This is a genomic window from Soonwooa sp. (assembly GCF_030151385.1).
Taxonomy (GTDB): domain Bacteria; phylum Bacteroidota; class Bacteroidia; order Flavobacteriales; family Weeksellaceae; genus Soonwooa.
Genome location: NZ_JASLDS010000001.1, coordinates 1 through 23,539 on the forward strand (window position 1 = coordinate 1; position 23,539 = coordinate 23,539).

Genomic DNA, 23,539 nt, shown 5'->3' on the forward strand with positions numbered 1-23,539 from the left:
CATCAACATCCAACTTAACGAAATGGTAGCTGCTGGTGTATACTGTAACTTAGCATTAGTTAACCACTCTCCATCAGAGTTCGTAATGGATTTCATCCAATTGATGCCAGGTGTACAACAAGCTAACGTAAGATCAAGAGTTATCCTTGCTCCACTTCATGCAAAGAGAGTATTGGCTGCGTTACAACAAAACATCGCTAACTACGAGCAACAATACGGAGAAATCAAAGAAGTTGAACCTTTCGTATTAGGAGGTAACAACGTACAAGCTTAAGATTTTTCTTAACATACAAGAAATCCCGATTCTACCAAGAGTCGGGATTTTTTTATTTTGGGCGTGCCACATGACGGCTCTTTCGGCGCTCGCTGCGCTCGCGCCTCCCTCGCCGCCAGTGTCGGTCTGCGCGCAGTCGCTGTGATGCTCGGACGGCTCCGCTACGCTCCGCCGCCTCACATCACGAGCTCCAACAATGCGCTTCGCCCTCACGCAGATTCGGGATAATTAGAAAAATTGACCACTATTTAACCCAAGTTTCAAAAATCAAAACTAAATTTGTTATCTATTTTTACCACAATGAAAAAATTCCTATTTTTCCTTAATGTGCTGCTGTGTGCTTTTGCGAGTGCACAGACTGATACAGCACAAATTGTCGTTCCTAATCGAGCTAATACAGTAGCGGATTTTCAGGATAAACCTTATGTTATTATGATTTCGGTGGACGGTTTTAGGTATGATTATCCAAAAAAATATGCGACACCAAATATTGACAGATTGTCAAAGCAAGGTGTAGCAGCCGATTACATGAATCCGAGTTTTCCTTCCATAACATTTCCCAATCATTACACCTTGGTAACAGGTTTGTATCCTGCGCATCACGGTTTGGTAGATAATTTCTTCTACGATTATAAGCGTAACGAAGCCTACAAAATGAATGATGCAAAAGTGGTAAGTGACGGAACTTGGTACGGCGGAAAACCACTTTGGAGTTTAGCGGAAGAGCAAGGACTTTTGTCAGCATCATTGTTTTGGGTAAGTTCTCAGTCCGATGCGGGGAAAACGCGACCAACTTATTATTACAACTACCACGAAAAGTTTAATAATAATCAAAAAGTAAACATCGTTCTTAATTGGCTAAAACTTCCCGAAGCGCAACGACCGCATTTTATCACGATGTATTTTCCAGAAGTTGACAGCAATGGACACCATCACGGGCCAGACTCAAAAGAAACGGAAGAGGCTGTAAAATCTGTCGATGCAGCAATCGGCGAATTGGTTGCTAAGGTTAATAATCTTGGACTCAAAAATGTGAGTTTTGTTTTCGTGTCTGACCACGGTATGATAAAGGTTGATAAAGAAAATGCCATCGACATTCCCGAAATTCTAAAAGATAAATCGCGTTTCGATTATTTTAATAGCAATACGTTGTTGCGTGTAAAAGTTAAAAATCCTGACGATGTGAAAACGGCTTATCGTGAATTAAAAAAGTCTAAAACCTCAGATTATAAAGTTTACAAAGAATCTTGTTTTCCACGACGCTTGCATTTTGGTAAAAAAGATGATGTCTATAACCGAATTGGCGATATCCTTCTGGTTCCTAATGCACCAAAAGTTTTCCTCGAAAAAGGTAAAACAACAAGCATCGGAAAACATGGTTTTGATCCTAAAAAAGTTCCCGAAATGCGTGCGATTTTTAGAGCTTGGGGACCAGCTTTCAAATCAGATTTGGAGATTTCGCATTTTGACAATATTAATGTCTATCCAATTGTAACGAAGATTTTAGGTCTCAAAATCACTTCACCTATTGACGGAAACGAAAAAGTTGCAGACAAGATTTTGAAATAATTTTTCATTAAATAAATGTAATTTAGATCTACGAAAAAAAATAAAAAAAACGCCTTTCAGAAACTCTGAAAGGCGTTTTTATATTCTATTTAGCGCAAATCACTTTGAATTCCGTTCTTCGATTATGTTGATGTTGCTCTTCAGTACAATTGACACCGTTGCTACACTCGTTTAACAATTTCGTTTCGCCATAACCTTTTGCGATGACGCGACTTCGACTAAGTCCTTTCGAAACTAAATAATTAACAGCCGAATCGGCACGACCTTGTGATAGCTTAAGGTTATAATCGTCAGAACCACGAGAGTCTGTATGTGACGATAATTCTAGCTTTATCGTTGGATTTTCTGCCAAGAACTGATAAAGTTTGTCAAGTTCTGGTTTTGCATCATCACGAATCGTGGTTTTATCAAAATCGTAATTAATGTTTTTTAAGTTGATGGCTTTGTCACAAGTCGCTTCTTCCATACAAACTTGAAGATTGATAAACATCTTTTTAGTTCGGTCATTATTTTTCCCATCAAGATTTTCGGTCTGTGAAAAGTAGTTTCCTTTTTTGCCATAGATGCTGTACAACTCATCTTTTGACGCCATAAAACTAAATGTTCCGTTCGCCGAAGTTTTTAGGTTTTTAACTTCCGAAGTTTTTTCATTTTTAAGACTAACACTAGCATAAGGCAATGCTTTTTGTGTATTACAATCTGTCACTTTTCCTTCGATAAAGAATCTTTCGTCTTCATTTTCAAGCTCGAAATATAATGGCGAAAGCGTCAGAATTGTTTTTTTCTCAATCTTTTTTGTAACTAAATTAATGTCGCGGAATTTTCCTTTAAGCTCGTAATCATCAGGTTTAACATTCGTGAAAATAACTTTTCCATCTTTGTTGGATGTTCCGTAATAAGAACGTTGACCTTGGCTGTTAAATAATACAACTTCCGAGTTTGGAAGCACCTCACCAGAATATTTATCCTTTACTAAAACTTCCATTTTGTAAGAAGTGGTCGCAACTTTGGACTTTTTGTTTTTGTAAGAGTTCCCAAAACGATAGATCAAACCTGCAAAAGCCCCAACAGAATGTGCTTCGTGCTCCAGCGAGCTGCGACCTTGGAAGCCTTGTTGTGTGTTGAGGTTAATTTGTCCATTGGCTTCCGAATAAGGATAATAGCCAGCAATTGTGCCTGTACCGTTTTCTTTAACTTGGAAATGTTGCAAATAGTAAGCGCCGAAATTTAACCCAAGATTTTCGGTGAAGAAATAATTAAATTCCAGTTGTGCTTTGGCACTCGCAACACTTGACACATCATAACTATTATGTTCGTTAAGTGCAATGTTTTGATTGTTTGCAATTCCTGTCAGTTGAATATCCCCATTCTTCAAAGTGCTGATTCCGCCACGAAGTTTGAAAATCATAGAAAGCTCGTCCGAAAAATCATGTTTGAAGTTCGGACCAATTCCGATAAACATTCTATTAATCGATTTTTCTGAAAGCTGAACATTATTTAATTTAACATTATTAAAAAATAAATTGTCGCTTGGATAAGTGCTTTTTGTGGTATTGCTTAGGTAATTAAAATCTGCTCCCAAACCAAACCAAGTCCAAAAATAATCAACATTAAGCCCTGCATTAAAACCAGTTTTATAATTGATGAAAGGTGTTTTGTTATCCAAAGAGGCAACGTCGATTCCACCATGGATTCCCAGTCGAAAGTTATTATCAAAGTCGCCGTAATATTGTGCCTTTGTTGCACCAAATGAACAAGCTAAAAGCAAAAAAGCATAGATTTTTTTCACAGAAAAATTTTTGTAAAAATAGGGATTTTAAGTTTTTCATTTACAATAATAAAAGTGAGATTAAAATATTAGTTTTGTAACAGAAAATATTTAACTTCTTCAAAACTTTTACTATGAAATGGATTTCTCCTTTCTTATTAATTTTTCTTTATGCATGCGATGTTGGCTATAATGAAAAGTCTAATGCTAGTGGTACTTTGCCATCCGTTGTGCAGTCTGCGCCTCCAAAAATAATGTACCTCTTTTTTGAAATTGAAAAAGGAAATTCTTCGCCAATTGTTAAATTGCATGATAAAAAATTAACCGATGGTGTCATTAAACTGGAGGTTTTGGACAATAGAAGAGAACAAATGCCGAATTATCTTAAGATTGATTTGCTAACAGCTGATCAAAAGGTTGCTAAAACATTTTTACTAGATGATCCGCTTGCGCCAGTCATGGAAAGTTATACACCTAGTGGAATGGAGAAAGAACAAGCCAGTTTCGAAAAAGCGGATTTTTCAATAAGATTTAATCAAGATCCAGCAGCGAAGGTGACGCAAATTAACATTTATGAAATTAATGGACAGAATAGTAAATTAATACACAATCAAAACTTATAAATATGAAAAAACTCTCCTTATTATTTGGGATGTTAGGTGGCCTTATGTGCGCACAGACATTCGAAGTTGTACCAGTTATCCAAAATGGTCCACGCGACAAACGCATCAACCTTGTTATCATGGGAGATGGTTATACAAGCAGCCAGCAAGCGACTTTTACGCAAGATGTTGCAAATATTGCAAACTATTTGTTTAGTAAGGCGCCTTATACCAATTACAAAAATTATTTTAATGTTTATGCGATTAAGGTAATCTCTGCAGAATCTGGCGTTAAGCATCCTGGAACCGCGACAGATGTTACAGAACCTGTTATCCCGATTTCTAACCCTAATAATTATTTAGGAACTGCTTATGATGTTGGTGGTACACACCGCTGTGTCTATGGAAATGCAACCAAAACAGCGCAAACTTTAGCGACCAATTTTCCAGATTATGATATGGCGCTAATTGTTGGTAACGATACCGAATATGGTGGTTGCGGTGGTGCCTACGCGTTTTTGTCAAGACACGCCCAAGCGCCAGATGTTGCAGTACACGAGCTAGGGCATTCGTTCGGGAAACTAGCAGATGAGTATTGGTTCTCGGGTAGTGGAGAATCTCCTAATAAGACTCTAAATAATAATTCTGCAACGATTAAATGGAAAAACTGGCTTGGTACTAACAATGTTGGGATCTATCCTTACACAGAAAGTCCAACTTGGTTCCGACCGCACCAAAATTGTGAAATGCGTTATCTCAACCAACAGTTTTGTGCTGTTTGTAAGGAAACTTTAATTGAAAAAATCCATGCAACCAAAAATCCAGTTGAATCTTATACACCAACAAATGTTGGGACAATGGATGCTGCGGAGCAAATGAATTTTAATGTTAATTTGATTTTACCAATTCCAAATACGTTAGATGCAAGCTGGAAGTTAAATGGAGCAGCCGTTGGTACTAATTCTGGAGCTTTGACGATTAACAAAACAGATCTGCAAACGGGGGATAATCAGCTAACTTTTAATGTGGTAGATAATACTTCGGATGTTAGAATTGACAACCATTCGGCGACGCATTTAACGAGTATTACTTGGACAATCAATCGTTCTAATTTGGGTGTATCAAATGTTGGAAGTCAAATCTATGATTTCGTGGTTTATCCTAATCCAACAAATGATTATTTACAAATTGGATCTAAGCAAAAGAATCTAGGCGAATTGTCAGCTGTGATTAGCGATATGTCTGGTCGTGTGATTTCTAAACTTAAATTAAAAGAATCTGACAATTATAAAGTTGATATGAAGTATTTAGCAAGAGCAACTTATGTTGTAAGCGTTTACAAAGATGCTTCGCTCTTATTTACTAAACAAGTTATTAAAGAATAATCTTCAAGCACTGTTAACCAGCGGTGCTTTTTGTTTCTGCTTTTGTCCAAAGCATTTGTAAAGAATCCATTTTTGCTCTTATTTCGCGATGACTTTTATAAATGGCTTTTTTACCTAATTTTTCGTTGGCGATATTGGATAGAATAACAACTGAGGTTTTGGTTTCTGGATAGTAAATGACCAAAGATGGAGCGCCTTTAACATAGCCTGTATGGAGATAGGTTTTTGGGTTTTCATCATGAATCATAATACCACAACCATATTTCACTTTTCCTAAAATATAGTGATCAAAAGTTTTGGCAGGCTTTACAAAAATTTGAAACGCCGAATCGCTCAATACTTTTTCATTGTACAAAGATTTGTTCCAAAGATGTAAATCATCAACATTGGATAGGATACCACCAGCCGCAATAGAAATATGATTTTTATCCAAACGTTTCGGCATGTTTGGGACTTCTTCGTTTTGTGTAAGACTTCCAATATGTGCGCTAGCAAAATTGTTTCCGTTATAGAGATTTCCTGTTGAAGAATGTGTCATTCCTAACTTTTGGAAGAGTGCCATTGCATTATCATCATAAGATTTGCCTGTTACTTTTTCGACAATGTCACCAAGACTTTTGTAACCGTCGTTGGAATAATGCATTTCGGCGCCAGGTTGGAAGAGAAGTTTTTCACCAATAAAGTTGATGCCAGAAGTGTGATGCAGCAATTGTGCAATCGTGATGTCTTGATAAGATTTTATTTTGTAATCGGGAAGATATTGCGAAACTTTGTCATTGATATTTAACAGATGCTGCTCCTGAAGTTGTAGGATTAAAACACCAGCAAACTGCTTACTATTTGATGCAATTGGGAAAAGGCTTTGATTGTCGATTTTGGATTTGGTTTTAAAATTTGAAAAACCATTGGCGCGCTCATATATTTTTTTTCCATCCCAATCTACAGAAACGATTGCATTAAATTTATTTTTTAAAATAATTGAATCTAAAAGAGGTGCTATTTCAGCGTTTTTTTTGGCAACCGCTATACTATCTTCAATACGTTTTTGATCAATGATTTTTTGAGCTTTAACTTCTTCAGCTTTTTTGCAAGATTGAAAGCCAATTAGAAAAATGAACAAAAAATAAAAGGGAAAATGATTCTTCAAAATGTGTTTTTGTTTTAAAAGTAGGGAAAATATAGAATTCTGAAAAGTAATTTGATTTTTATCAGATTTAGACTTGGGATTTGTATGCTTTCTAGTCTTAAAAATTCCAAAAATACTTTCTTATGCAAATCTCAATAAGTTGTAACTTTCGGTATTAAATCCAAGTTAATGTTGAGGTATTTGTTAGTCATATTAATGTTCTTTAGCAATTTGTTGTTTTCGCAAAATGGAAGTCAGGAGTCGAAAGATCCTAAAGTCATCGAAATCAACAATTACCTTAAGAAATCGGACGATTTTATTAAATCCAATTTAGACTCTGCACTGTATTATAGTAAGCGGGCAGATATTTTAATTAGCAAACTGCCAGAAGGTATTGAGAAGATTGGGGTCTACAGAACTTTGGGAAATATTTATCTAGCTAAAGGGAATTATGCTAGCTCGCTAGACTATTATATGAAAGCGAATTCTATTAATGACAAACTTTTGCAAAAATCGTCCAAAGATCCATTATTAAATAGAAACAAAATCGAGATTATTTCGCTTTATGGCAACCTAGAGCAGTTACAAAGTGATTACGCAAAGGCGCTACAACATTATGCGGAAGCAGATAAACTTTTAAAGGAACAAAAGGTAATAGCTCCAAAAGATGTCAGTTTCTTGGAATTAAAAATCATTAATAATACGGCAAGTGTTTATATCAAGCAAAAAAACTTTAAGAAAGGGATAAGTCTTTTCGAATCTGCGTTAAAAATCAACGAAACTTATAATGACAAAACGCTGAATGCGACATTGTACAATAATATTGGCATTTGCCATGTGGAGGAAAAGGAGTATGCCCTGGCAATTTATTATTATGAGCAAGCTCTTAAAATTCGTCAAGACCTAAACGACAAGCGCGGCATTGCCCAATGTTATAACAATCTTGGAAAATGTTATGCGCTTAGCAAAGATTTTGGACGAGCCGAAACTTATTTTAGTAATGCCTTGACACTAGGAAAAGAGATTGGTAGTCCAGAATCTATGGTTAATAGCCTTGAATCTCTAACGGCGCTTTATGATGAGACAGGTAAATACAAAGAAGCCTATCGCAATTTTTCGGATATGGTGAAAATTAAAGATAGCCTCTTTAATGAACAGAGTTTGAGAAATGTCGCGCAAGTCGAAATGAAGTATGCTCTGGACAAACAAAAGGAAAATTATGAATCAGACTTGGCAATCAAAGAAGCTCAAAATACCAAGCAACGTTTTCGCGCTTACATGATTGCAGCTTTATTAATTGGCATTTTGGGGATTCTTATATTGTGGATTTACCTGCAAAAGTCGAAAATCAAAAATATAAATCTTGAGAATGAAAAGCTAGAGCTAGAGCGAAAGAATTTGTCTTTAGAACGGAATAAACTCAAAGAAGATATTGCTTATCAAGATCGAGAAATGACGAGTAAGGTGATGTTTTTACTTAAAAAGAATGAACTTATTAATTCTATTGCAGATCAATTAATTGAACTTAAAAAATCGGCAGCAGCTCAAAACCAAAATCGCATCCAAGAGATGATTATGGAAATGCGCCAGAAAAAAGACAACGATGTCTGGACAGAATTCGAGACCCATTTTACAAAAGTTAATCCTGAGTTTTATTCTAAACTTCAAAAAATGTTTCCTGATTTAACACCCAACGAAAAAAAATTGTGTGCTTTTCTCAAGCTCAATTTGTCGACTAAGGAGATTTCAGCAATTACCTACCAGTCTGTTAATTCGATTATGGTTTCGAGGACTCGACTTCGAAAAAAACTTAACATCCAAGGTGAAGATACCAATCTTACCAATTTTTTGATGGAGTTGTAATGTAATATAGTTAAGTGTTTGAAAATAAACGCTTTGCGTTCCGTTGTATTAAAAATGTAATATAGAATTTTGGGAGTGTATTAGTATTGTACTAGCATTTTGTTGTGAAATTAATTGGTGAATAATAATCTTTGTTCAAGAAAATTTTCGAAAACCAAACAAACATCACAACTAACAAAATTCTATTTTTATGAAAATTAAATTACTTTTTACAAGTGCATTATTTGCAATAACAGCTAATCAAATTTCGGCACAATATATAAGAACTCAATTTTCTCCTAACGCAATTGGCGTATCCAACCAAGGCTTAGTTTCTCTTTACAATTCTCCTGGTTCATATTACATTTGGAATCCAGACACGCAGGATATTGAAAACATCGGCGGAATTGCGCCAGGAAATGGTTATGGTGGAATTGCAGTTTTTTCTGCTGATGGAAGATATTTATCTGGAACAGCGTCAGACGAAAATCCAAACGGAACAGGGCTAAAAGCACAAATGTCTCGATACGATAGAGAAACTAAAACTTGGAAAGTATTAGGTTTTACAGGAATGGGTTCTGACCCTAACTCGATGAGTTCTGGTTATTATATTTCTGCTGATGGAAAAACTGTTGGTGGCTTGTCTTACAACTCTAATGGAAACAAAAAATCGGTAGGTTTTGTTTGGAATGAAGATAAAGGACCAATTGAATTGACATCTTCTAATCCATTAAAAAATGCCAGAATTAACGCGATTAGCGGTGATGGTTCTATTGTAGCTGGTTATCAAGATATTGGTGGACCTTGGAAGTCTTCGGTTTGGAAAAGAAAAGCAGATGGAACTTATGAAACTAATAAAATGCTGTTAGTCAATCCAAATGGCAGTGCGACTGATAATTATAATCAATTGGGAGAAGTTCGCGCAATCTCGCCAGATGGAAAATGGATTGGGGGCAAAAGCGATTTTGCATTTCCTAATGCTTGGATTTGGAGCGAAGCGACTGGTGTTAAAGATTTAGGAACTTTAACTAACGAGGAAGGTCGAACAGGTTGGGTAACTGCTTTTAATAATGATGCAAGTATTGTTATGGGTTATTATATTGCTAAAAAAGATGTTGATTCGCCTGCGATTTATTATCCATTTATTTGGACACAAAAAGACGGTATTAAAGATCTAAATGATTTTGTACAAAATACGCTTGGTTACGATATGGGTGGTGACAAAATCTATGTGCCATTAATGATTTCTCAAAATGGAAAATATATTTCTGGTTGGGCATTTCCATCTAATCTTAGCGAGCAATTAAGAAGTTTCCGTATTCAATTACCTGATAGTTATTTAGCATCACAAAATATTGAGGTTAAAAACAATGTTAAACTTTATCCAAATCCAGTAACAGATGTTTTGAATATCGAAACCAAAGACAAAGTAGAATCTGTCAAAATCTACAATGCAGCAGGACAATTGGTTAACCAATCCAAAGTGGATGCTGATAAAAAAGTAAATGTTACAAACTTAACAGCTGGTGTTTACAATGTTAATGTGACAACCGACAAAGGATCACAAACTCATAAAATCATCAAGAAATAAAAGATTATGAAAATTAAATTACTTTTGGCAAGTGCATTATTCGCAATAAATGCTAATCAAATTTCAGCACAATATCTTTCAACTTCAGTTTTTCCTGGTGCTACTGGTGTCTCAAATAGTGGAAAAGTAGTTGGTTATAATGCATTTGCTGGACCAATATTCTTTTGGAATCCAGAAGAGAAAACCGTTGAAAATATTGGAGGCGTTGCACCTGGAAATGGATATGGTGGTGTCTATGTTTTTTCTGGAGATGGTAACTATATTTCTGGTTCTGCATTTAATGGTCAAGGAAATGGCAAACTTGCTGAAATGTCGAGATACAATGTTTCTACAAAAACCTGGCAGAATTTAGGTAGTACTGGTGTTGCCTTAGATCCGAATTCGCTAAGTTCGGGCTATTATATTTCTGAAGATGGTAAAAATGTTGTTGGTCTTTCTTTTAATTCTAATGGAAATAAGAAAGCAATCGGATTTCTTTGGAATGAAGAAAAAGGACCTATCGAGCTGAAGTCAAATAATATCAGTAAGGATGCAAGAGCTAATGCGGTTAGTGGTGATGGAGCAATCATTGTAGGGTGGCAAGATATTGGTGGACCATGGAAATCTTCTGTTTGGAAGAGAAATGCAGATGGAAGCTATGATGCTAATAAAATGCTCTTAGTTAATCCTAATGGAAGTCCAACAGATTATTATAATCAGTTAGGTGAAATTCGGGCTATTTCTGAAAATGGAAAATGGCTTGGTGGTAAAAGTGATCCAGCATTTCCAGCGGCGTGGATTTGGAGTGAAGAGACCGGTGTTATTAATTTAGGTAGTCTTTTTCCTGAACCAGCTTACACTTCTATGGTGAGCGCAATCAATAATGATGGCTCTATTGTTTTAGGTTTTCAAATGAAGCAAAATGGTACTTCACTACCGTTTATTTGGACGAAGACTGGTGGAATAAAAAATCTTAATGATTTTGTGCAAAACGATTTAGGCTTTAATTTAAATGGGGACAAAATTGCAGCGCCTACTATGATGTCTTCAAATGGAAAATATATTGTTGGATGGTCATTCCCAAGTATCAATACGGATCCAAATAAAAGTTTCCGTATTCAATTACCTGATAGCTTCCTAGCTGCTCAAAACATTGCAGTTAAAAACGATGTTAAACTTTATCCAAATCCAGTAACAGAGGTTTTGAGTATCGAAACCAAAGACAAAGTAGAGTCTGTCAAAATTTACAATGGAGCAGGACAATTGGTTAACCAATCCAAAGTGGATGCTAATAAAAAAATAAATGTTACAAGCTTAACAACTGGCGTTTACAATGTTAATGTGACAACTGACAAAGGCTCACAAACCTATAAAGTGATTAAAAAGTAAATTATTTTTCATATATTTATTGAGTTAGTTAAAACCCAGTTTTAATGGAAAACCTCGCAATTGCGAGGTTTTTTTATTTTAAATTTTTGCAGATTTAATTCTTGCTTCCGACATATTGAACGCCAGCCAATGCACCTTTAACATCGACATCAACACCGTTTTTGCCAACTTTCGTTCCTCCTGCGGAGATTTCGCCGTTACTGCCAACCTTTACGCCACCAGCTTTCACGCCTTTTTTACTAACCGAAACGTTATCATAATCTGACTGCGAAATGCCAAAACATTGAGATTTGTTATTTAATGCAATAGCAACTTGGTTTTCTTCCTTGTCAAAAATAACGCAACCTAATTTTACTGCGTAGCCACCAACTGTTTGCGCAGGAACACTGTAGACAGCTTTGTCCTCGTTGCTGGCATTTGCTAAAGCATAAAAAGTTGAACCACCAATAAGATTCGCAACCCAAATTTTATTTTTCTGAGTTTTGTCCTGTGTAATCTTGACATCAGTTTTCGCAGCATCACGGATTTGGTCAGGTGCAATAAAAGCCGATTGTGTGTAAGAGCCAATCACTGATTGCGCAAATGTCATACTAAAAGCTCCAACTACCGAAGCTAACAAAATAAGTTTTTTCATCTTTTAATATTTTAGTCTTATAATATTACGATGAAAAGTGGTTTTTATTTTTAAACAAAAGTTAAGCTTAGGTTAAATTCTTTAATTTTTAGAATATGCCACATATATTCCAGTTTGTATTTGCTTTGGCTTAGGCAAAACAGAGAACCTAACAGGAATGTAAAAATATTCTACTTTGTCAGTATCGGTAATTATATCGGTAAAATCGGCATAAGAAACTTCTTCGCCATCAAAAAAATAGGACTCTTTTTTTGCGATTTTTTTTGGATTTAACAAATAGCTATGTTCTTCACTTAAGGTCAAACGAATATTTTCGATATCGCCATTTGGAAATTCATTAAAGTAAATACGATTAGGCTCGTCTTTTCGCTTTGAGATAAATAGCAATCTCTTTTTGTATTCGTCTTTTGTGATTTCTAAATTGAAGTTGCCTTGGTTGTTCGTGTTGACGCGGTATAGATTTGACAAACCAACAAGGTTGACTTCGGCTTGTTTTTCTCTTTCAGAAGATTTGCTGTTGACCCAGCCGTTGATTTTTTTGTATTCCGTTTTTTGAAATGGACTATCGTCGGAATCATTGATAGGAATGCTTATACCAACAACAATAACTTCGGTGATTTCTTGTACTGTCGCAGTGTCTTTTGAGATTTGCGCGCTAACATTAGGTGCAAGAGTAGCGAGTAAAAGCATACTGCTGACAGATTTTGCAAGAGAAAAACTATTGGTGTTATGTTTTGTGTGCTTCGTTATTAATCTGCTTTTCTGAATTCTGGTGCAGATATGATTATCCTTGTTGGAGTTGAATATTTCGTTAACTTCTTGATCAGTTTTATCAGTCAAATCAAAAACTTTTTTCGAACAAGAATCGCAAAAGCGACCTCCTGAAACAGATTTCATATTGTCCCAGTTTTCGTGACAAGGATTTTCAATTTTAATTTTTGACATCATTTTGCTTTTTACTAAGGTAGTAAAAGTGAGCGTTTTTCAATGCTTAGTCTTAATATATTTTAAAATAATAAAACCGCAGTATATTCTGCGGTTTTGAGTTTATTTCTTAATAAATTTTGAAGTGAAATTATTGTTATCAGTGCTTATTCTGATGTAGTAAATTCCGTTGATGAGTTTCCGAACATCAACCTGATTATTTGAATTGATCGTGCTAATCATTATTTTTCCAGTGGCATCATAAATCTCAATAGTTTTGATTTTTTCTTTTGAATTAATATTGATGACATCAGAAGTAGGATTGGGATAAATGTTAAAAATGTTTTGTGAAATATTTTGAGTCGCCAATTCTTCTTTTTCTAAAAATAAAATATAGCTGTTACTTCCACCAAGATCATTAAGTGCTTTGTCTAATAAAAAATTCTTACTGCTGTTAGAAGCCACAGCGATTTTATCCTTTCCATAAACGCTGATATACGGGTTACTTTCAGAATTGTCAATAGCTTTATAATATTTTAAATTGGCATCTGCATCAAGTTTAAACAATTTTGTTTTTAAATCCGATGTCGCTGCAATTTCAGTGTTTCTGTAATTCATAGAACCTCGCCAGATATCAGTAACGTAAATATTTTTGTCTTCATCAAAATCAATATTATTAGAATTATAATTTTGTGTTGAAGTTATCGGCGCATTGGAATTACTTGAGGAGTAAAAAGGATATGACCAAATAATATCTCCAATAACCGAAATTTTGGAAATCAAAGAGGTAGAGAAGCTATATGTATTTGGGTATGGGTTTGCAAAAGTCTCATGTTGTAAATTCATCCCATTGCTTGTATGGCCGTAGAGGACAAAATCTTTACCATCGAACTTTGCGAAAGTACTTATATACTCCACATTGTTTGCGTCGTTAGAAAGATAATTTTTTCCAAGTAATACATTGCCTTGTGGGTTCATTTTTAGCATTACAAATTTGTTAGGACTTTGCCCATTTTGTGGAATTGTTACAGAATCAAAATGCATATCACTCGTCTGATTTTCTATATTTAAAAACATATAGATATTATTCTGTTGGTCAAATCTTGTAAATAATTCTGAACTTGCATTGTATGGAAATGACTTGAAAAGCATCTTATTACCATTGCTATCAAGCTTTAAAATGAAAAAACTGTTTCCAGTAATTTTGAATTGTTCGTCATTGTAATATAGATTGGTAGCCCTACTTTTGCCCACAACAATAACATTTCCTGCATTATCGTAGTAAGTAGAAAGGTCTTTTACTGATGGTCCACCAGGCCAACTTACGTTAAAGCCTAAATCTTTAGACCATTTAAAAGAACCATCATCATTGAATTTTGATATTTTAGCGCCCGAATAAAATTCTTCAGAATTGCCTTGACTATCTATTAATTTGCAAGATGAAAGATCATCGTGATAGCAATTAAATACAGAAACGACCTCTTTGTTATTGTTGATATCGATACGGTGACCTTCTATCCAATAACCAGTATAATTATCAATAACGCCTTCTGCCTTTATCTTCCATTGTAAAGTGCCATTAGCTGATAATCTCGATATAATATTATTGTTGGCTGTTGTTTCGTTTTCCTGCCCAAAAAAGTTGAATAATTTCCCTTTAGTAACATAAGAATTAAAGACATCGCCATTGTCATCGACTTTAAATAATTCTCGAGCTCGTAAGTAACCAAACTTAGTCTTCGGTTGATAAGTTTTGGACAATGACAAATCTGTATCCTGATTTCCTTTTTTTAAGATATCTGTACTATAAAAGCTGTCCATATTTGAAAAATCAAATCTCGGAACTGAGACATATAAATTCTCAGAATCATGTTTGATATCAACATTATAATTACCGTTGTAATTATCAAATGGAATTCCATTAATAATTTGACGAAGATTGCCGTCTTTTCTGACATTAAGCAAACCTCTTCCTGTGAAACTATAGAAAATATTACTATTGAAATAGCCGCTCAAATTTGCTTGTCCAAAAATGATGTCGATGTCATTATCATTGCCTTGATAAAGTTTGGGACCTGAAAAAGAAGAAATACTAGTATTGACTAAATGACCGTACATCCACTCCGAATTATTAAAATCTAAACTGAATTTTGATAACCAAAAATTACTAGTATAGCCCGCTTGATTGGCGTTTCTTAAACCTGTTTTAATATATCCCGAACTACTTTCTGCAATTAGATTTCCACTTGATGATAATGATGACATAATATAAAGATTATTATCATCAGAAATCAAAATATCAAAAATTCTTGCGTTTTGATTAGAGTTGCCATAGAATTTTATAAAAGATTTTGGCTCCAAGTTTAAATCTGTTTTTAAAATAAATCCAGCATTCGAATTGAAATTACTACCTAAAATCTGGATATTATTATTTGCGGAACATGCTAAAAATAGTTCGCTATTCTTAATTTGAATTGCTGATATAGAAAAATATGTAAAAGTTTTCTGATTAATGATATCTCCACTATCGGCATTTAATGTCACTAGATTTTGATCCTTGAGATAAAATAATAGATTTCCGTCCTTTACAATTTTTGTATTGTATATGTTAATTGTGGGAATTGCATCAATTTTAGAACCCCATAACAGTTTTCCATTATTATCGTATTTTAAAATAATAGCTTTTCCAAGTTCATTAGAAGTATAGGAATTACTATTAATTTTTATAGTGCCTTCAAATGTTGCCGCAACATATATGTTACTATTGTTATCAACCGAAATATAGTAAGGCTGTATTTTACCACCAACTCCAGAATTGAGCGTTTTTAGCCAGATTTTTTCGTCTGAGTTTCTGTCAGTTTTTGCAAGGTAAAGATCATTGATGCCAATGCTTGTGATGTTTTCATTTAAAAACGTATAGGGACCGTTTGCGTATCCTACAGACAAATGATTCCCATCATTGTCAAAAATTGTTTTAAAAAGTTGACCACCATTATATGTGTTGACCTGAAATAACTTTTTTGCGCTTAAAGAAGTTTCTTGAGCATTAAAGAGAATCCCCAAAATTAATAATGTAAGCAAATAAATTTTTTTCATAGAAAAATGAGTTTTTTTCAAATATAACAAAAAAACCTCACCGATTTCGATGAGGTTTTTAATTATAAATAACTTTTACAGTTAGTAGTATTTATTGTCTGTGCGACACGCACTACATGTTTCGGCGGTATTTTCCACCCACTTCGAAAAGAGCGTTGGTAATTTGACCAAGAGAACAGAATTTCACAGCATCCATCATCACTTCAAATAAGTTTTGTTGGTTGATAGCTGCATGCTGAAGCGTTTTTAGTGCTTCTGCAGATTTGTCATCGTTGGCATTTTGGAAGTTGTGCAAATTCTCGATTTGAGCTTGCTTTTCCTCCTCAGTCGAACGAATAACCTCACCTGGACGAACTGTTGGCGAACCATCTTTACCAAGGAACGTATTTACACCAATAATTGGATATTCACCGGTATGTTTTAGCCATTCGTAATGCATCGATTCTTCTTGAATTTTCGAACGTTGATACATTGTTTCCATAGCACCAAGAACGCCACCTCTTTCCGTAATTCTGTCGAATTCTGCATAAACAGCTTCTTCAACTAAATCCGTTAATTCTTCAATAATGAAAGAACCTTGAAGTGGATTTTCGTTTTTCGCCAAACCTAATTCTTTGTTGATAATCAACTGAATCGCCATCGCACGTCTTACAGACTCCTCCGTTGGCGTGGTAATCGCCTCGTCGTATGCATTCGTGTGAAGCGAGTTACAGTTATCGTAAATCGCATACAAAGCTTGAAGTGTGGTTCTGATATCGTTAAAATCGATTTCTTGCGCGTGAAGCGAACGACCCGATGTTTGAATGTGGTATTTCAACATTTGAGAACGTTCGTCAGCTCCGTATTTAAACTTCATCGCTTTTGCCCAAAGTCTTCTTGCCACGCGACCAATCACCGAATATTCTGGGTCGATACCATTGGAGAAGAAGAACGAAAGGTTCGGTGCAAAATCGTTGATATCCATTCCACGAGACAAATAATATTCAACATAAGTGAAACCATTTGCTAATGTAAATGCCAACTGCGAAATAGGATTTGCACCAGCTTCTGCAATGTGATAACCAGAAATCGAAACCGAGTAGAAGTTTCTTACTTTATTTTTAATAAAATATTCCTGAACGTCGCCCATTAATCTCAATGCAAATTCTGTCGAGAAAATACACGTATTTTGAGCTTGATCTTCCTTCAAAATGTCCGCTTGAACTGTTCCACGAACTGTCGCAATTGTTTCGGCTTTTATTTTTGCATAAACATCTGCAGGAACCACTTCATCACCTGTTAAACCTAATAATTTCAGTCCAAGACCGTTGTTAGAGGGTGGCAATTCGCCGTTGTATTCTGGACGTTTCAGACCTTTAGCATCAAATTTTGCTTTTAAAGCTTCTTCAATTTTACCTTCAAGACCGTTTTGTTCCAAATATTTCTCCACATTTTGATCGATGGCAGCATTCATGAAAAACGCCAACAACATTGGAGCAGGACCATTAATTGTCATTGAAACTGAAGTCAAAGCATTAATCAAATCAAATCCTGAATATAATTTTTTAGCATCATCCAAAGTTGCAATCGAAACCCCAGCGTTACCAATTTTACCATAAATATCTGGTGGCAAAGCAGGATCTTGACCATAAAGCGTCACCGAGTCAAACGCCGTCGACAAACGTTTTGCAGGCATTTCCGCAGAAACATAATGGAAACGTCTGTTGGTTCTTTCGGGACCACCTTCACCTGCGAACATTCTCGTTGGATCTTCCCCCGTTCTTTTAAAAGGATAAATTCCCGCCGTGTAAGGGAAACTTCCTGGAAGGTTTTCTTGACCTTTCCAAGCAATTAAATCGCCCCAATCGTGGTATTTTGGAAGTGCAATTTTCGGGATTTTAAGATGTGATAAAGATTCTGTCGAGGTTTCAACTTTAATTTCTTTTCCTCTTACGAAATACGAATAAAACTCCTCGTGGAAAGCCTTTTTGGTATCATCCCAAGTTTTTAAGAAGTCTATATTTTCTTGTTGAAGTTCTTTTTCTGCTTTTTGGAATTCAGCGTCTAAAACTTCATTTTGAATTAAATTTTTAACACCATCAATATGGTACATTTTACGCGCCAAATCAGCTTGTTTCAAAACTTGTTGGTCGTAGTGTGTGTTGTTTTCAACGATTTCAGAAAGATAACGAACTCTTTTCCCAGGAATAATCGTCGTATCACTCGTAATTTCCTGCTCTAAAAACTCTTGAAGACCTGTTGAACTAAATTTTTCGTTTACTTTTTTAACCAAAGTATTGAATAATTCTGTTGTCCCGTGATCGTTGAATTGAGACGCTTTTGTAGCGAAAACTGGCATTTCGTCCAATTGATTTTCCCAAAGCAAATGGTTTCTTTGGAACTGCTTTCTTACTGCTTGTAAGGCATCCAATGCACCACGCTTATCGGATTTGTTTAAAGCAATTAAATCGGCATAATCCAACATGTCGATTTTCTCCAATTGCGTTGAAGCACCGTATTCAGGCGTCATTACATACATTGAAACATCAGCAATATCCGATACTTCCGAACCTGATTGACCAATACCCGAAGTTTCCAAAATAATAACATCAGGATGAGCCAATTTTAAAACATTCAAAGCAGTATGAACGAAAGGCGAAACCGAAACGTTGTTTTCACGCGTTGCCATCGAACGCATGAATACACGCGGATCGTTGATGGAATTCATACGAATTCTGTCGCCCAAAAGTGCTCCACCTGTCTTCTTTTTAGAAGGGTCGATTGAGATAATAGCGATTTTTTTATCTGGATTCGAGCGCAAGAAACGTCTCACCAATTCGTCTGTTAATGAAGATTTACCAGCACCACCAGTACCTGTAATCCCAACAATCGGAATATTTAAATCTTTAGCTTTATCGTTAATTGCTACAACCAATTCTGGCTTTTCATCAGAGAAATTTTCAACCGCAGAAATGATTTGCGCCAACTTCGCCGAATCTTCAAATTTTAAATCTTCAACATCAGCAGCCGTAATTTTTTCACCTGTTGCAAAGTCCGATCTTTTGATAAGGTCATTGATCATCCCTTGAAGACCAAGCTCGCGACCATCGTCTGGAGAATAAATTCTGTCCACACCGTAATCCATCAAATCCTTGATTTCTTCGGGAAGAATTACACCGCCACCGCCACCAAAAATCTTGATTTGTGGTGAGTTTTTCTCTCTCAAAAGATCATAAATGTACTTGAAATACTCGTTGTGACCACCTTGATAAGACGTCAACGCAATTGCATTGGCATCTTCCTGAATCGCAGTATTTACCACTTCCTCAGCAGATTTGTCGTGTCCGAGGTGGATTACTTCGCATCCCGAACCTTGGATTACACGACGCATAATATTAATCGCTGCATCGTGCCCGTCGAAAAGCGCCGCCGCAGTTACAATTCTAACCTTATTGTTAGGGGTATATTTTTGGTTTTCCATATAAAACTTATAACCATCAAATATAATCATTTACAAGGATTCCTTCAAATATTCAAAAGCTTTTGGGAATTGTTAAAATTTAAAATTTACTTTAGGAATCGATGTTTAATCAGTATTTTTAAAGGCTTAAAAATAAATTATGAAAAAATTATTGATGTCAGCATTTTTTGCGATCAGTTTTGGGATGTCGGTTTTTGGTCAACAGATTACTTATTTCGATGAGGATTGGCAGCCTACAAAGAAGGAAAATATGAGCTATTATCGAGAAGCTTATAAGCAAGGTCAAGAAACTTTAATCAAAGATTTTTACAAAAATGGAACTTTGCAAATGGAAGGTGTGGCATCGGATGCGACACCTGGCAAAGAAGTCTATAATGGTAAGGTTACTTGGTATTATCCAGATGGAAAGCCACAAAGTATAGCCGAATTTAAGAAAGGTGAACTTAATGGAGTCTCAAAAGGATATGATACTCATGGTCGTATTACCGAAGATGTTGTCTACAAAGGCGAGGGTAAGATGTCTGGTAAGTATTATCAATACAAAGATGAGGAATATGGTGTTGGTTATAATAGTATTACCGAAATGAAAGATGGTGATGCTGTTTATGCTAAGGTTTTTGAAAGCGAAGCAAATCCAATGGGATACGAGTCTTACTATAAGAATGGATCGGAAGTCGAAACTAAGTATTTCGGTAAAAATGGAAAGGCGCTAGGTTCTCGTAAAATCGATAGCGATGGGAAAGTAAAAGGTATTGAAGTTAATTTCGGATATGATCCTTTTAGAATTTCGCGCATTGATAATTACGATAATAACGGAGAAGTAAAGTCTTACGAGACTTATTATATATCTGGAGAAAAATCGCAAGAATATACTAAGAAGAATAAAGAAGCAAGCAAAGTTATTTTTGATAAGGCAGGAAAGCAATTGGCGAAAATCAATTATAAAACTAATGCCGATTTGGATTATTTGATGGAGTATTCTGGGGAAGATTATACATTCGCTTATGATTCTGACTTGGTGAGTACCATTACAAAGTATGATAATTTTAAAACTGTAAATGTTAAAAATTATGACCAAAATGGTAAATTAAAAGAGCAGATTAACTACGATGGTGACAACATAAAAGAAGCAGTATATTATAATCCAGATCAATCTGTTAGATCCAAACTGGCTTATGTAGATGGTAATCCAAGTGATGGTACAATGTATGGTGATAATTCTGTTTCTAAATACGAAAAAGGAATTTTAGTCTACGAAATGCAAACTTATCCAGAATCTGGAAATACGTTCTATGAAACCAAATACGATCCAGTTCTTAAAACTTTTAACACCAGCGTTTACGACGAGAACAAAAATCTAACGTATACTTATAAGAAGTTTGATGGCGATTATAGTTTTAGTGCAGAGGTGACTCAGTATAAAAAAGGTAAAGCAATTTCTAAAGCAACAATTAATGACGGATTGTTGGTTCATGGAAAAATTCGATACAAAGATTATTCATCAGAAACCGAACAAGAAGTTAAAGATAAGTGGTTATACACAAGACGTTACAATGATAATGGCGTATTGTTTTTGGAGACCAAAGAGCTTCTTAAAATAGAAGGTGACGAATATTACCGTCCAAGTTCGTATTTTTACGAAGATTATTTGATAGGTAAGTATTAAGTTTTACATGAAACGAGCAGTTATATATTTAGTAGCGGGAACATTAATTAGTTTCCTATTTCATCAATTTTTATCAGGAACTGGTTCTGCAAGAATCGATTTTTATTATGCTTTAGCATTTGGGCTAGGCTGGGGGATGGCTTATTATGTTGATCGACCAGATTGGGCACTTCCTAAGAAAATGGGATTTTCCTTAATTGGCGTTGCCTTGTTGGTGGTCATTGGTTTTGCGTTTTTCAATTTTGAAATCGCGATTCCTTCCATTATAAGATTTTCGACAGTTTTTGTTGCTTATTATTTAATTGCAAGTTTCCGAGAAAGTAAATCTTTGCGTCAATAGAATTTGTTTTTAAAATCATATTAAAATAATAAAGCGCTTCAATTTGTTTTGAAGCGCTTTATTATTTATTGGAATATTCGGTTAATGCATCATGATAAAACTAAAAAGACCTAATGCCATTACTAAAAATGTGAATGCAAAAATATTTAGAAAGAAAATAACCCATCCTATTAATATGCTAATCATACCATGCGATTTGTAAACACGATGATGTGCAATAAAGAAGTAAATAGCACTATATGCGAATAATAGAACTGCAAAAAGATTAATTATTGATGCTAAAAATCCTTGAGATTCCAAAGAACCGTTAAGCTTTATAGCTAGGGTAGCAATTAAAATCGTTAGTAGTAAAAACGAAAAATAATGCAATGTAAAAATACCATGATCGAAATACCACCATTTTTTCTTGTTATGGAAAATCCATAAAAAGAAGGCGAAAATCGGAAGGTAGATGAACAATGCTTTTGGTAGATTATGGAAAGAAGTTTGCAAAAGTTTGGTGTATATATCACCTTTTTTGACGCCTTGTTCTTTTAGTTCAAAATATTTGTGAGCAAAAGCATCTTGCAACCAAGTTAAACCATTGATTTTATTTTTTGTGCCTTTATTATACTCTTCCTGTGTTTTGTAACCTAGAAAATTAATGTCTTCACTTATACCATTGTCGGCGTCAATTATATCTTTTAAACTAAGACTAATATCTCCGTTTTTATTATTTTTTTTGATGATTGTTTTTAGAGAATCAATTTTTTGCTTAACAAGAGAATCCGGTAGTTGCTTGCTGCTATTATTTTGGATGCCTTGGATTGTTTCCGTGAAGAATTCCCGTTTAGCCTCTGCTTCTTTTTTTGCTGCAACGGCTTCACTTTGAGTTTTGTATTGATGTGGTTCGCTATTTAAATTAATAGTAGGGAAAAGGGCAAATACAAAAAATGAGATAAAGCTGACAAAAATGTACAGCTTAACAGGTGGAACAAACTTTTGACGTTTGCCCTCTAGATAAGTGTTGGTGAGTTTTCCAGGTTTGAAAAGTAGATTCTTAATCGTTCCCCAAAATTGTCCGTCGTAATGCGTTAAATCTTCGAAAAAGTGGGTAAACAAAAAATAAAAAGGTTGTCTCGTTTCGGTATTTTCTTGACCACAATGTGGACAAAATCTTTCTTCTACGTAATGTCCGCAATTAAGACAATCTTTCTCATGTCTAATTTTTCCGTGACTCATAATGTGATGATGTTTTCGAACGCAAATATAATTTTTCTGCTCAAAAAATATTTATAAAAATGATGAACGGTAAATGAATATGATTTCTTTTTTTTGAACAATTGGTATTATATGCTAACAATTTTTGTTTCTAAATATAACAAACTTTAGTTAGTTGATTCCGTAGGAGCTCTCTGTTAGTAGAAGTCATTCGATTTGATTGAGGAGTACTGAAGGAGCGAACTGTTAGTTTTATGGATTTCAGGCGCATATGTTTTTTTTAAAGTCAAATGTTCCGTAGGAACTATCTGTTAGCAGAAATCTTGTGGTTTGATGGCGGAGCTCTTTAGTTGCGATTTGTTAGTTTTCTGGATTTCAGGCGCATATGTTTTTTTAAGTTAAATGTTCCATAGGAACTATCTGATAGTAGAAGTCTTGTGATTTGGTAGCGGAGCTCCATAGGAGCGGACTGTTAGTTTTGTAGATTTAGTTGTATGCGAATTTTTTGCTTTTAAAAACATTATATGTTCCGTAGGAACTATCTGTTAGTAGAAATCTTGTGATTTGAAGGAGGAGCTCCGTAGGAGCGACCTGTTAATCTTATTACTTTGACAAGAATAGGGAAAGTGATTTTCAAGCTTTTTTATTTTAAAATCATTTCTAATATTAAATTTTCATCTGTGAAAAATACTGA

16 protein-coding genes are annotated in these 23,539 nt (G+C 35.0%); 9 read left to right on the top strand and 7 right to left on the bottom strand.

Annotation, left to right across the window (positions count from 1 at the left end; all coding sequences use genetic code 11):
- The first annotated feature begins 1 nt into the window (after position 1).
- Positions 2–274: a DUF3467 domain-containing protein gene (locus Q1V95_RS00005; RefSeq protein ID WP_300668759.1), complete on the top strand. Its 273-nt coding sequence runs from the start codon at positions 2–4 to the stop codon at positions 272–274.
- A 300-nt stretch (positions 275–574) separates the two neighbouring features.
- Positions 575–1,843: an ectonucleotide pyrophosphatase/phosphodiesterase gene (locus Q1V95_RS00010; protein ID WP_300668762.1), complete on the top strand. Its 1,269-nt coding sequence runs from the start codon at positions 575–577 to the stop codon at positions 1,841–1,843.
- Positions 1,844–1,928: 85 nt separating this feature from the next.
- Here the strand turns inward: Q1V95_RS00010 and Q1V95_RS00015 are convergent, their stop codons facing one another.
- Positions 1,929–3,632: an OmpA family protein gene (locus tag Q1V95_RS00015; RefSeq protein ID WP_300668765.1), complete on the bottom strand. Its 1,704-nt coding sequence runs from the start codon at positions 3,630–3,632 to the stop codon at positions 1,929–1,931.
- A 113-nt stretch (positions 3,633–3,745) separates the two neighbouring features.
- Between Q1V95_RS00015 and Q1V95_RS00020 the strand changes: the two genes are divergently transcribed.
- Together Q1V95_RS00020 and Q1V95_RS00025 are read left to right on the top strand one after the other, a co-directional pair.
- Positions 3,746–4,234 carry a hypothetical protein gene (locus Q1V95_RS00020; protein WP_300668766.1) on the top strand — a complete coding sequence of 163 codons (489 nt, stop codon included), beginning with the start codon at positions 3,746–3,748 and terminating at the stop codon, positions 4,232–4,234.
- 2 nt (positions 4,235–4,236) lie between these two features.
- A complete protein-coding gene (locus Q1V95_RS00025; RefSeq protein ID WP_300668767.1) occupies positions 4,237–5,598 on the top strand; it encodes a M64 family metallopeptidase in 1,362 nt (453 codons plus the stop codon).
- Positions 5,599–5,611: 13 nt separating this feature from the next.
- Here the strand turns inward: Q1V95_RS00025 and Q1V95_RS00030 are convergent, their stop codons facing one another.
- Entirely contained in the window at positions 5,612–6,718 is a 1,107-nt protein-coding gene (locus Q1V95_RS00030) for a serine hydrolase domain-containing protein (protein WP_300668770.1), read from the bottom strand.
- A gap of 195 nt (positions 6,719–6,913) precedes the next feature.
- Here Q1V95_RS00030 and Q1V95_RS00035 point away from each other — a divergent pair, with 195 nt between their 5' ends.
- From Q1V95_RS00035 to Q1V95_RS00045, 3 genes are all read left to right on the top strand, one after another.
- Positions 6,914–8,587, top strand: a complete 1,674-nt coding sequence (locus Q1V95_RS00035) for a tetratricopeptide repeat protein (protein ID WP_300668773.1) — start codon at positions 6,914–6,916, stop codon at positions 8,585–8,587.
- Between the two features lie 190 nt (positions 8,588–8,777).
- Positions 8,778–10,157, top strand: a complete 1,380-nt coding sequence (locus Q1V95_RS00040; protein WP_300668775.1) for a T9SS type A sorting domain-containing protein — start codon at positions 8,778–8,780, stop codon at positions 10,155–10,157.
- A gap of 6 nt (positions 10,158–10,163) precedes the next feature.
- A complete protein-coding gene (locus tag Q1V95_RS00045) occupies positions 10,164–11,525 on the top strand; it encodes a T9SS type A sorting domain-containing protein (RefSeq protein WP_300668777.1) in 1,362 nt (453 codons plus the stop codon).
- Positions 11,526–11,619: 94 nt separating this feature from the next.
- On the opposite strand, the gene Q1V95_RS00050 is transcribed toward Q1V95_RS00045, so the two are convergent.
- The 4 genes from Q1V95_RS00050 to Q1V95_RS00065 form a co-directional block, all read right to left on the bottom strand.
- Positions 11,620–12,159 (bottom strand): hypothetical protein, encoded by a 540-nt coding sequence (locus Q1V95_RS00050; protein WP_300668780.1) that lies wholly within the window; start codon positions 12,157–12,159, stop codon positions 11,620–11,622.
- Between the two features lie 81 nt (positions 12,160–12,240).
- Positions 12,241–13,104 (bottom strand): hypothetical protein, encoded by an 864-nt coding sequence (locus Q1V95_RS00055; protein ID WP_300668782.1) that lies wholly within the window; start codon positions 13,102–13,104, stop codon positions 12,241–12,243.
- 102 nt (positions 13,105–13,206) lie between these two features.
- Entirely contained in the window at positions 13,207–16,179 is a 2,973-nt protein-coding gene (locus tag Q1V95_RS00060; RefSeq protein WP_300668785.1) for a T9SS type A sorting domain-containing protein, read from the bottom strand.
- A gap of 112 nt (positions 16,180–16,291) precedes the next feature.
- Positions 16,292–19,639: a methylmalonyl-CoA mutase family protein gene (locus Q1V95_RS00065; protein WP_300668870.1), complete on the bottom strand. Its 3,348-nt coding sequence runs from the start codon at positions 19,637–19,639 to the stop codon at positions 16,292–16,294.
- Between the two features lie 139 nt (positions 19,640–19,778).
- Between Q1V95_RS00065 and Q1V95_RS00070 the strand changes: the two genes are divergently transcribed.
- Entirely contained in the window at positions 19,779–21,305 is a 1,527-nt protein-coding gene (locus tag Q1V95_RS00070; RefSeq protein WP_300668788.1) for a hypothetical protein, read from the top strand.
- Between the two features lie 7 nt (positions 21,306–21,312).
- Positions 21,313–21,645, top strand: a complete 333-nt coding sequence (locus Q1V95_RS00075) for a hypothetical protein (protein ID WP_300668790.1) — start codon at positions 21,313–21,315, stop codon at positions 21,643–21,645.
- Between the two features lie 81 nt (positions 21,646–21,726).
- On the opposite strand, the gene Q1V95_RS00080 is transcribed toward Q1V95_RS00075, so the two are convergent.
- Positions 21,727–22,866 (bottom strand): DUF3667 domain-containing protein, encoded by a 1,140-nt coding sequence (locus Q1V95_RS00080; RefSeq protein ID WP_300668792.1) that lies wholly within the window; start codon positions 22,864–22,866, stop codon positions 21,727–21,729.
- Positions 22,867–23,539: the final 673 nt, after the last annotated feature.